The following is an 11197-nucleotide window of genomic DNA, read 5'->3' as shown; positions in this document are numbered from 1 at the left end:
CGGCCCTGCACCCCAAAATCATGCTTCAGGTCCGCGACTCCTGCGGCACCTCACCCGCAACCACCGCCCCTTCCTCCTGCCGCTTAGGCAACAGAACCTGTTGTGGATAAGTCTGCGCAAAATGCACATTCGGTGTGTTATCCACAAGCTTCTTCAAGCGCTGGTTGAACGCGCGGCTCACCGCATATTGGCCACCGGACACTGTGCGGAATTGCGCCGTCAACACCACGCCGTTCAAGTCCATCTTGTCCACGCCAAACACATCCAGCGGCCCTTGCAGGTTGTACTTGAGGAACGGGTCTTCACGGATAGAATCGCCGGCCTCGCGGATCAGCTCGATGGCCTTGTCGACGTCGGTGTCGTAGGTGAACTGCACCGAGAAAAATGCGAAGGCGAACTGGCGGGATTGGTTGGTCACAGCCTTGATCTGGCCGAACGGCACCGAGTGCACAAAGCCTTTGCCGTCACGCAGGCGCAAGGTGCGAATGGTCAGGCCTTCCACGGTGCCGGCGTGGCCGGAATCAAGCACCACCCAGTCGCCGATCGACAGGGTGTCTTCGATGATGATGAACAACCCGGTGATGACGTCCTGCACCAGTTGCTGCGAACCGAAACCGATCGCCAGACCGACCACGCCCGCACCGGCCAGTAGCGGCGCGACATTGATGCCGAGGTTGGCCATGGTGGTAATCGCGCAGATCACCACGAGGATGATTTTGATCGCATTGCGCAACAGCGGCAGGATGGTTTTCACCCGTGTGCTCGGCTGGCGTGCCGCGCGTTTGCTCAGCGGAGGTTTCAGCGCTTCCTGAATCGCCGTGTCGAGCACCACCCACAGCAGCCACGTCACCAGGAAGATCAGGCCGATGCTGCTCAAGGCATTGCTGATCGCCCGGCCGACCGTGCTGCTCTGGGCGAAATCGAGCAACGACACGCCCCAGATCCGCCCGAGAATATCGATGAACACAATCGCCATGACGATCCGCAGCAACGCATGCAACAGGCTGAGAAAACGCTCCTTGTAGGCACTGCTGCGCTGGATCGCCTCGGCTTTGCGCGACTTGAACAGGTGCTGCAACACCGTGCTGAGAAACACCGTGGCGATCAGCAGCACGGTGGTGAACAAGGCACAGCGCAGGGCTTTTTGATTGTCCTCGCCAATGCCGATCAGGCTGACTGCCGAGACCAGCACCATCAGCACGATCGGCCAGTACCACAACCCGGAAAATATCCGCAGTGACTCCTGCAGCGACGGTTGTTTCAAACGCTGACTGAGCGGGCGATTGCGGATCAGATGCGCCACCGGCCGGCGCAGGCGAATCACCAGCAAACCGAAGATCACCGAGGCGATCAGCCCGGTGAACACGGCGATGCTGCTGGTGATATTGCCGCCCAGTTGCCGGGCGATCTGCGGGCTGGTCAGGGCATCACTGAGGGCGGCGAGAAAGCCGATCAGGAACAGTGGGCGCGGGCAGTATTCACGGATGATTCGCGCGGCGGCGCGCTTGTGGCCGACGTTGAACATCACCACCACGCACAACAACATCGACGTGGAAAAGATACCGCTGCTGGTGGCATAGGCCAGACACAACGCCAGCGCACGGCCCACCGAAGCTTGCAGAAAATGGCTGAAATACAGCGTCAGCGGCAGGCAGATCAGCGCCGGCACGGTGTACGGCAGCACATAGCCGAGCAGATCCTGACTGCGCTGGCGGGTGCGCAACCAACGGCCTTCACGCAGACGCTTGGCCAGCAAACTGCCGAGCACGGTGAGCAGAGCGAAACTGCCCAGCCAGACGCCCGACAACGTGAGGAAATCCCCGGCCACGCTCCAGCCGGAGCGGTTCGACGGTTGCTTGACCAGCCTGTCGACCTCATCCGCCGCGCGGTCGGCGCGCAGCCGCCAGGCATCGACCAGGTGTTCGTTGAGATCGAGTTTTTCCTGCACATCGTCGATGCTCGTACTGATCGCCCCGAGCAGACCACCCTGCACCAGCGGTTCCGGTTCGGCAGGTTTTTCCGCCGTATCGGCGGCAGCCGGAACGCCCGGCAGCGCGACGGCTTGCGATGTGTTGACGCCCAAGCACAGCAGCGCTCCCAGCAGAATGGCGATCCTGAAATTGCGCAAAGCTCCGATCTCCCGTGGCTGACCCTGGTAAGGAACTGATCGGTAATTGCGCGGCAAGTTCAAGAGCCCCCTCACCCCAGCCCTCTCCCCCAGGAGAGGGAGCCGACCGAGTTGCATGACCAAAATCACCAACTGCACGTCTTGAGTCGAACTCAAGTCCTGAAGACCATGCAGATCTGCTCCCTTCACAGTCGTACGCGATTTCAGGAGGCATGAAGATCTGCTCCCTTCCCCCTCGCCCCCTTGGGGGAGAGGGTTGGGGTGAGGGGGTAAGCTCTTGATCTTCGCTTCACCCGCGACCGTCCGTAACACCACCGAAACTTTCCCGCCCCCGCCGCAGTCATCACAGAACATCGGCAACACGAGGACTTTCTACGGGAGGATGGGATGGCGACGATTCACATCGGTATTTCAGGCTGGCGCTACGCCCCGTGGCGCGGGGATTTCTACCCGAAGGGACTGGCGCAGAAGCGCGAATTGCAGTTCGCCTCCCGCGCGGTCAACAGCATTGAAATCAATGGATCGTTCTACGCCCTGCAACGCCCCGAACGTTACGCCCAGTGGTACGCCGAAACCCCTGATGACTTCGTCTTCAGCGTCAAGGCGCCGCGCTTCATCACCCACGTGCGCCGCTTGCGCGAAATCGAAAAACCGCTGGCGAATTTCTTTGCCTCGGGCGTGTTGGAGCTGAAGGAAAAACTCGGGCCGATCCTCTGGCAGTTTCCGCCAAACTTCAAATTCGACGCCGAGCGCTTCGACCAGTTTCTCGCGCAACTGCCCCACGACACCCAAGCCGCAGCCGCCCTCGCCCGCCAGCACGATTCCCATCTGCCCGGCCACGCCAGCATCAAAGCCTGGCGCAAGAAGCCACTGCGCCATGCCGTGGAAATCCGCCATGAAAGTTTCATCGACCCGGAGTTCGTACGCCTGCTCAAGCGCCATAACACCGCGCTGGTGGTCGCCGACACCGCCGGCAAATGGCCGTACCGCGAAGACCTCACCAGCGACTTTGTCTATCTACGCCTGCACGGCGCTGAAGAGCTATACGCCAGCGGTTATTCCGAACAAGCGCTCAAGCGCTGGGCCGAGCGCATCGACGCCTGGCATCACGGTAAACAGCCAGAGGACGCCCACCTGATAGCGCCACGCCTGAAACCCCGCGCGCGCAAATCCCGCGAAGTATTCTGCTACTTCGACAACGACATCAAAGTCCGCGCGCCCTACGACGCACGCAACCTGTTGCAGCGCTTCGACCTCGACAAAGACCTCGCCACAACTCCCGGGCAAGTCGCCGCAGAAGGAGTTCTGTCATGAGCATTCCCGAACCGGTCGGTTTTACCGACGAAGGCTCCGTGGTTGCGCCCTCGGTGCGCACATTTACCGTACTGACGGTCAACACCCACAAGGGTTTCACTGCGCTGAACCGGCGTTTCATTCTGCCGGAACTGCGCGAAGCGGTGCGCAGCGTCGCCGCCGACGTGGTGTTTCTGCAGGAAGTCCACGGCACGCACGAGCAGCATCCGAAACGCTACGACAACTGGCCGACGATGCCGCAATACGAATTTCTCGCCGACAGCCTCTGGCCGCAGTTCGCCTACGGGCGCAACGCGGTGTACCCGGCGGGCGATCACGGCAATGCGCTGCTGTCGAAATTCCAGATCATCCGCCACGACAACCTCGACGTGTCGATCAGCGGCCATGAAAACCGCGGCCTGTTGCATTGCGTGCTGCGCCTGCCTGGCGACGGCACCGAAGTGCACGCGATCTGCGTGCATCTGGGCCTGCGCGAGAGCCACCGCAACGCGCAACTGGATCTGCTGATGCAACGTCTCGCCGAATTGCCCGCCGATGCCCCGGTGATCGTCGCTGGCGATTTCAACGACTGGCGCCAGCGCGCCGATGCGCAGCTCAAGCCCTGTGGCCTGCGCGAAGTGTTCGCCGAGCAGTACGGCAAACCGGCGCGCAGTTTTCCCGCGCGGCTGCCAGCGCTACGACTCGACCGCATCTACGTACGCAACCTCAAGGCCAGCCGGCCAAAAGTATTGACCAACCGGCCCTGGTCCCACCTTTCCGACCACGCACCGTTATCGGTGGAGATTGAACTATGAACAGTGCGCCACTGGAAAAATCTGCCGTCGACCCGGTCCCGCTGAATCCGCCGGTGCGCGAGCCCGGCCACGTTGACGTCGAGTATCAATGGCACAGCAACAACCGCGTAGAGCTGCTGGAGAACGGCGAGGAATATTTCCCCCGCGTGTTCGAAGCGATGCGCGCAGCCAAGAGCGAGATTCTGCTGGAGACCTTCATCGTTTTCGAAGACAAGGTCGGCGCCGAGTTGCAGCAGATCCTCATCGAAGCCGCCCAGCGCGGCGTGCGCACCACGGTCAGCCTCGACGGCTTCGGCTGTGGCGAGCTGAGCACTGGCTATCTGTCGGCCTTGAGCGATGCTGGCGTGCATTTGCAGATCTTCGATCCGGCGCCCAAGCACCTGGGCATCCGCACCAACTGGTTCCGCCGCTTGCACCGCAAGATCGTGGTGGTCGACGGCTTGATCGCGTTCATCGGCGGGATCAACTTTTCCGGCGATCACCTGGCCGACTTCGGCCCTGAAGCCAAGCAGGATTATTCGGTGGAGATCCAGGGCCCGGTGGTCGCCGATATCCATCACTTCGCCCTGTTGCAAAGCGGTCGTCCCGGACGCGCGCGGTTCTGGTGGCAGCGCCGGCGCCAGCGTCTGGAGGAAATGGCCTTCACCGACCACGACGGCCAGGTGCGCCTGGTGTTCCGCGATAACGATCAACACAACACCGATATCGAAGACGTGTATTTGCAGGTGCTGCGCAAGGCCAAGCGCCGGGTGATCATCGCCAACGCCTACTTCTTTCCCGGCTATCGTTTGCTGCGCGAAATCCGCAACGCCGCCCGCCGTGGCGTCGAGGTGCGGCTGATCCTGCAGGGCCAGCCGGACATGCTCGTAGCCAAACTGGCAGCGCGCATGACCTACGATTATCTGCTGCGCGCCGGTGTGCAGATTCACGAATACTGCCAGCGCCCGCTGCACGGCAAGGTCGCGCTGGTCGACGAAGACTGGAGCACCGTCGGCTCGAGCAATCTCGACCCGCTGAGCCTGTCGCTGAATCTGGAAGCCAACGTGCTGATCCGCGACCGCGCATTCAATCAGCACCTGTACGAACGCCTCGAAGACCTCAGCCAGAACCACTGCAAAGCCATGGACGCCAAGCTGTTGCCGCGCGGGCGCATCTGGCACATGACCGTGGGTTTTCTGGTGTTCCACTTCCTGCGGCACTTCCCGGCCATGGCCGGTTGGCTGCCGGCGCATAAACCGCGTCTGAAGCCTTTCCGAGGTGCGCGTCCATGAGTCATTCCGAAGTGCACTCCGATAGCCATTCGGCACAAGCGGCGCCGTCGAAATGGAGCCGCTGGAAACGTCCGCTGACCATCCTGTTTTTCCTCGCGCTGATCGTCCTGCTGACGATGTTCGCCACCCGCATCGAATGGGCCGAGGTGTTGGAGACCCTTGCCGATTTCAAGGTGCGCACGCTGATCATCGCCGCCAGCCTGACCCTGCTGAGCTTTCTGGTGTACGCCAGTTTCGACCTGATCGGCCGCACCTACATTCGTCAGGACCTGACCTGGAAGCAGATCCTGCCGGTGGGCATCATCAGTTACGCCTTCAACCTCAATCTCAGCGCCTGGGTCGGCGGCATCGCCATGCGCTATCGCCTGTATTCGCGGCTGGGCGTAAGCAAAGGCAACATCGCCAAGATTCTCGGCCTGAGCCTGGCGACCAATTGGTTCGGCTACATGACCATCGCCGGCGTAGTGTTCAGCAGCGGTCTGGTGACTATGCCGCCGGGCTGGAAGCTCAGCAGTTCGGCCTTGCAACTGGTCGGCGTGTTATTGCTGCTGGTCAGCGCCGGCTATCTGGCGGCGTGTCAGTTTTCCAAGCGCCGCGAGTGGTCGATTCGCGGCGTGGAAATCAACCTGCCGTCGCTGCGCATGGCGGTGCTGCAGTTGCTTTTGGGCGCGTTGAACTGGTCGCTGATGGCGGCGGTGATCTTCACTCTGCTGCCAAGCAAACTGGATTATCCGCTGGTGCTCGGCGTGCTGTTGATCAGCGCGATTGCCGGGGTCATCACGCACATTCCGGCGGGGCTGGGGGTGCTGGAAGCTGTGTTTGTGGCGTTGCTGCAGCATGAGGCATCGCGCGGCAGTCTGGTCGCGGGATTGCTGGCGTATCGGGCGATTTATTTTCTGCTGCCGCTGTTGATTACGGTGGTGATGTATCTGGTGGTGGAGGCCAAGGCCAAGGCGTTGCGGATCGAGAAGAAACCTTCCTGACCATGCATTGCAGCGGATGGCCCTTTCGCGAGCAGGCTCGCTCCCACAGTTCGTGGGAGCGAGCCTGCTCGCGAAAGGGCCGGTACTCGCGACAGATCATCTGGATTGGATAATGCTCAACCGCTCCCCCACCACCATCTCGGTAATCCAGTCCACCAAGATCGAGGTGTAGGCCTGCTGCGAAACCGGATCACTCAACGCGTGATCGGCGCCATCAATAATCCGATGGGTCAACGAGTGAGTCTGCTGACAGGCGGCGCGGTAACTCATGATCGTCGCGTGGGGCACGAAGTCGTCGGTTTCCGATTCCACCAACAGCACGTCGCCCGTGAATTGCGAACAGGCATGCAGGGCGCGATTGCTGTCGGCGCGCACCAGCGTATTGCGATAATCGCGCAGGTCGGCCTTGTCCAGATCGCGTTTGGGCGTGTGCCATTGCTCGTCGCGGTACAGCGCCGGTACGCGCAGCGCCAGCCAGCGCACCGGGCGCAATGAGGTCAGAATCGAGGCCAGATAGCCGCCATAACTGGTGCCGACCACGGCGATCGCCGAAGTGTCGAGGGCCGGGTGCGCCAGCAGGCGATCGTAGGCCGCCAGCAAATCTCGCAGATTGTCTTCACGGGTCACGCGGGTCAGCGGGATTCCGGTGCCGCCGGTATGCCCGCGCAGGTCGAAGGTCAGGCATACGCAACCCAGGCCGGCGATGCCTTTGGCCCGCTCCAGATCACGCTCCTGACTGCCGCCCCAACCGTGCACAAACAACACCCCCGGGACTTTCGATTTGGGACTGAGAAAGGTCCCGCTCATCTGTTCGTCATCAATGTCGATTTGAATGCTTTCGCTTCTAGCCGTCATAGGATTGGACCGTCACATATTTGAGAAGAAACGCGCTGTTTTCCGCCGGGCCGCGATAGACCTCGATGGCGTCCGCCGGCAGCGCCTGATCGGTATAGGTTTCCACCGACGACACGCGAATCGCGCGCATCTGTGGATCGTTGACGAAGCTCTGCAACGCGGCCACTTCAGCGCTGCTGGCACCGCCCATGCGCCAGGATTGTTCGAGCACGCCGCTGCGCGGGTTGCCGCTGGCGTCGAGGCCTTGGGCGATATCGTAATTGCGCCGCGAGGCGAAGAAGCGTGGGTAGGCTTCGTTGGCGGCACTGTCGAAGACCTGCGCCTGCTCGATGGCCAGACGCACATCGTCAGGCAGATCCAGCGCGAGCAATTGGTCATAGCCGCCCTGCACCACCAGCAGATTCGAACCGCCGTAGACCTCTTCGCCCTGGCCGTCCTCGGTCAAGTATTGATCACCGCAATAGCTCAACACTTTGCCGCCAATGAACGACTGGCCGACGCTGTGGGTGACGACGTTGCTCAAGTCCTGCTCCAGCACTACGCCGTCCTTGAACAGATTTTGCGCCTCGGGCCGCGCGAGGATCTCATCGAACGCGTCGAGGCTTTTGATTACTTCCTGACCGCGCCCGGCGCAAGCGTGAACCGGCTTCAAGCGAATCGGCCCGGCGTACAGCAAATGTTCGGCGGCGGGCCGTGCATCTTCCAGGGCAAATACGCTGAGACCGTCGAGCACAACGTTGCGCACCCGTTCCGAAAACAGCGGCGACCAGCCCTGCGGCGCGTGCGCCAGATGGCTGCGCAAGCCGTGGCTGATGGCTTTGGTGCAGATGAAATCGTATTCGACGTAACCGCCCCACAAGTCATCGGGGCCTTTGATGCCGAGTGCTTGCGCGTGGGCCGCGCCGACGATGGTTTGTGTCGGCAGCAGATACAGGTCGCGGCCCGAATGTTTGGCCGGGTCGTAACTGCCGCCGAACTTGCAACCGAGAATCTGCGCCAACCAGCGCGCCAGAGCCTTGTTGGTCTCGACTTCATGTTGCGGCGCCTCGGCACGCACCGAATGGGCAACGACGATTTTGTTGCTGGGTGTCGGGGTCATGCGTTCCCCTTTTATCAGTCGATGGGTTCTCAAAGGAAATTGCAGAGATCAGGCCAATCAACGATCCCCCCGAACCGCCCGATAATCGGGAGCTTGCCGTGACTGTGCTGGCATCACGCCTGTTTCAAACTGCACGACAGCGCGCAAAACTCCGGCAAATTGCACGATCTCTCATCATCTCCGCGATCATTGTGGGAGCGAGCCTGCTCGCGAAAGCGTAGTGTCAGCCGACTACAATTCTGTGGATCCAGCGCCTTCGCGAGCAGGCTCGCTCCCACATTAGTTCATGGTCGTTCTGGGAGCGGGGTTCACACCAAACCGCCCCCGGTACTCACTCGGCCCTAACCCGGTAATCTTCTTGAAAATCGCGCGAAACGCGCCCGGATCCTGATAGCCGACAGTCCAGGCAATGTGGTCGATCGTGCCATTGGTGAACTCGAGCATTTCTCGCGCTTTGCCAACCCGCAGGTGCTGGCAATATTCGGTCGGTTTCAAGCCTGTCGCGGCGCGGAATCGGCGCAGGAAAGTGCGTTCTTCAAGGCCCGCGCGCTCGGCCATCGCGTTCAGCGAAACATCCGTCGCCCCGGTGCTTTGCAGCCAGTGCTGAACCTTGAGAATCGCCGCGTCGCCATGGCTAAGGATCGGCGCGAAATTGCTCCCGCATTCACTGGCGCTGTCGCTGTGTTCCATCACCAGAAAACGCGCGGTCGCGGTGGCGATGCTGGGGCCGAGCAAGCGATCGACCAGGCGCAGTCCCAGTTCCGACCAGGCCATCAGCCCCGCCGTGGTGATCAGGTCACCGTCGTCGACAATCGGCGTGTCGGCCTTGAGTTTGATCTTCGGGTAACGCTCGGCAAACGCCTGGGCCGAGGTCCAGTGGGTGGTGGCGCTGCGACCGTCGAGCAAGCCGCTTTCAGCGAGCATCAACGAGCCCACACAAACACCACCAAGGGTTGCGCCGCGCGCATGCTGATCGCGCAGCCATTGCGCAAGACTCGCGGTCATCTGCGCCGCATCGAACCCGCCGAGGGACGGCGGAATCAGCACGGCGAGCAAAGCGTCTTCGGCACCCGGATGACTGTCATAAACCCGCGTCGGCAACTGCTCGCCCTCGACCTGCCAGTGACTGACCCGCAGCAAGGGCAATTGCACAGCCTGATACTCGGCGGCGATGCGGTTGGCCACGGCGAACAGGTCGGTCAGACCGTGCACCGCCGCCAGTTGCGCGCCGGGGTAAATCAGCACGCCCAGTTCAGCGGTGGCGGCTCTTTGTGCAGCCATTGTCAGTTTTCCCCCGTCTATTGTCGGTGCGGCCAATCCTCGAATCCTCGGCAAGCGCCAATACTGAGACCACACCCAATCACTGCCTCGAGGACAATCCCATGGCCAAGCAAGCGCTCATCGTAGTCGATATCCAGAACGACTACTTCCCCCAAGGCAAGTGGCCGCTGGTCGGCGCCGACGCCGCTGCAGACAACGCCGCACAGCTGATCGCAGCCTTTCGCGCAGCGGGCGATCCGGTGGTGCACATTCGGCATGAATTCACCTCCGAAGACGCGCAGTTTTTCACTCCCGGCTCCGAAGGGGCGAAACTGCATCCGAAAGTGCTCAACCGCGCCGACGAGCCGGTGGTGCTCAAGCACTTCGTCAACTCGTTCCGTGAAACCGAACTGAAAGCAGTACTAGACGAACACGGCATCACCGACCTGGTGGTGGTCGGCAGCATGAGCCATATGTGCGTCGATGGCATCACCCGCGCGGCGGCAGACATGGGTTACAGCGTGATCGTGATTCACGATGCCTGCGCCAGCCGTGATCTGGAATTCAATGGCCTGACGGTGCCGGCCGCCCATGTGCACGCAGCCTTCATGGCGGCGCTGGGTTTCGCCTATGCCAGCGTGGTATCCACTGAGCAGTTCCTGCACAGCAACGCCTAGCAACAACTGCTCAACCTACAGGCCCGCCATGTTGCGGGCCTTTTTGCGTTTGTCATGAAAATCTCACGCGTGAGTCATTGATGGCACTTTGCATTGGTTGTAGTGTGGCCCACGCGTGAGACGCTCATAACCGGATTCCAGCCATGACAAGCCGCACTCCGACGCCTGCCGCAGCCAGCCCCAAGGGCGAGCGTGGCAAGACGTCAGCGAAAAAACCGTCGAGCTTCTACATGAAGCAGATGCGCTCAGGCCTGGCCGCCGCCGGTTATGTGAAACACGAAACTTGGGTGCTTCCGGAAAACCGAAGCTTGCTCAAGCAAATGGAGCAACAGCTACGCCAACCGATTCTGGCTGGCTCTTTCATGTCGGAGAAATACATGAGCGCAGGCAACAACTGGACCATCGACAGCCTCTTCAATGCCCTCAAGGCGCTGGACGAGGTGGCTTCCCAAGAGATTTCGCTGTCCCTGATCCAGAGCTCCGAGCCGAGCATCAAGCTGGAAATGAACGAATTCGGCGGCCTGCCGATTCACATTGCCCTGGCCGGCCAGCAGATCATCGTCGACACCGTGCTGGTGGACATCGATTCGATCAGCAATGTCCAGGCGTTCAACGATGCCGTGCTGCGCAGCCGCGAGATGTTCCCGCTGTCGTCGATCGGGATCGAGTCGATGCCGAACGGCCAGACCGTCTACAACATGTTCGGCGCCCTCAGTGCTGATTCGAGCCTGACCAACGTGGTCACCGAGGTGAAAACCCTGGTCGACAACGTGCAGCGCGCCAGCGAAGCCTTCGAACACTTCTTCAAGTAATCAA

At 61.2% G+C, this 11197-nt stretch carries 10 protein-coding genes; 6 read left to right on the top strand and 4 right to left on the bottom strand.

The genetic code is table 11. From position 1 onward, the window contains the following. Positions 1-25: 25 nt before the first annotated feature. On the bottom strand, positions 26-2128 hold the full coding sequence (locus AAEZ10_RS16505) for a mechanosensitive ion channel domain-containing protein (RefSeq protein ID WP_350570111.1): 2103 nt from the start codon (positions 2126-2128) through the stop codon (positions 26-28). A gap of 387 nt (positions 2129-2515) precedes the next feature. Between AAEZ10_RS16505 and AAEZ10_RS16500 the strand changes: the two genes are divergently transcribed. Genes AAEZ10_RS16500 through AAEZ10_RS16485 form a run of 4 tightly spaced genes read left to right on the top strand, consistent with a single transcriptional unit; the run spans position 2516 to position 6490 of the window. Beyond that, entirely contained in the window at positions 2516-3442 is a 927-nt protein-coding gene (locus AAEZ10_RS16500; protein ID WP_076564311.1) for a DUF72 domain-containing protein, read from the top strand. Beyond that, positions 3439-4236 carry an endonuclease/exonuclease/phosphatase family protein gene (locus AAEZ10_RS16495; protein ID WP_056790768.1) on the top strand — a complete coding sequence of 266 codons (798 nt, stop codon included), beginning with the start codon at positions 3439-3441 and terminating at the stop codon, positions 4234-4236. The genes AAEZ10_RS16500 and AAEZ10_RS16495 overlap by 4 nt, the downstream gene beginning before the upstream one ends. Continuing rightward, positions 4233-5507, top strand: coding sequence for a cardiolipin synthase ClsB (gene clsB / locus AAEZ10_RS16490; RefSeq protein WP_073475752.1), 1275 nt, complete (start codon positions 4233-4235; stop codon positions 5505-5507). The genes AAEZ10_RS16495 and clsB overlap by 4 nt, the downstream gene beginning before the upstream one ends. After that, a complete protein-coding gene (locus AAEZ10_RS16485) occupies positions 5504-6490 on the top strand; it encodes a lysylphosphatidylglycerol synthase domain-containing protein (protein WP_024014510.1) in 987 nt (328 codons plus the stop codon). Before clsB ends, AAEZ10_RS16485 begins: the two co-directional genes overlap by 4 nt. Positions 6491-6586: 96 nt before the next feature. Here AAEZ10_RS16485 and AAEZ10_RS16480 read toward each other — a convergent pair whose 3' ends face one another. The 3 genes from AAEZ10_RS16480 to AAEZ10_RS16470 all read right to left on the bottom strand — a co-directional run bounded on the left by AAEZ10_RS16480 (position 6587) and on the right by AAEZ10_RS16470 (position 9725). Then, positions 6587-7345, bottom strand: a complete 759-nt coding sequence (locus AAEZ10_RS16480; RefSeq protein ID WP_042610641.1) for an alpha/beta hydrolase family protein — start codon at positions 7343-7345, stop codon at positions 6587-6589. Further along, on the bottom strand, positions 7335-8444 hold the full coding sequence (locus AAEZ10_RS16475; protein WP_350570107.1) for a DUF3182 family protein: 1110 nt from the start codon (positions 8442-8444) through the stop codon (positions 7335-7337). The genes AAEZ10_RS16480 and AAEZ10_RS16475 overlap by 11 nt, the downstream gene beginning before the upstream one ends. Before the next feature lie 279 nt (positions 8445-8723). Continuing rightward, complete coding sequence (locus tag AAEZ10_RS16470; protein ID WP_110646978.1) at positions 8724-9725, bottom strand: GlxA family transcriptional regulator; 1002 nt, start codon at positions 9723-9725, stop codon at positions 8724-8726. Between the two features lie 101 nt (positions 9726-9826). Here AAEZ10_RS16470 and AAEZ10_RS16465 point away from each other — a divergent pair, with 101 nt between their 5' ends. Together AAEZ10_RS16465 and AAEZ10_RS16460 are read left to right on the top strand one after the other, a co-directional pair. Beyond that, positions 9827-10381, top strand: a complete 555-nt coding sequence (locus AAEZ10_RS16465) for a cysteine hydrolase family protein (protein ID WP_350570105.1) — start codon at positions 9827-9829, stop codon at positions 10379-10381. 230 nt (positions 10382-10611) lie between these two features. Continuing rightward, positions 10612-11193 carry a YjfI family protein gene (locus AAEZ10_RS16460; protein ID WP_397428503.1) on the top strand — a complete coding sequence of 194 codons (582 nt, stop codon included), beginning with the start codon at positions 10612-10614 and terminating at the stop codon, positions 11191-11193. The last annotated feature ends 4 nt before the right edge of the window (positions 11194-11197 follow it).

The sequence above is a fragment of the Pseudomonas sp. H26/SER47-MNA-CIBAN-0231 genome (assembly GCF_040310465.1).
Lineage (GTDB): Bacteria > Pseudomonadota > Gammaproteobacteria > Pseudomonadales > Pseudomonadaceae > Aquipseudomonas > Aquipseudomonas atacamensis.
This window is presented reverse-complemented; position numbering and strand designations above follow the sequence as displayed.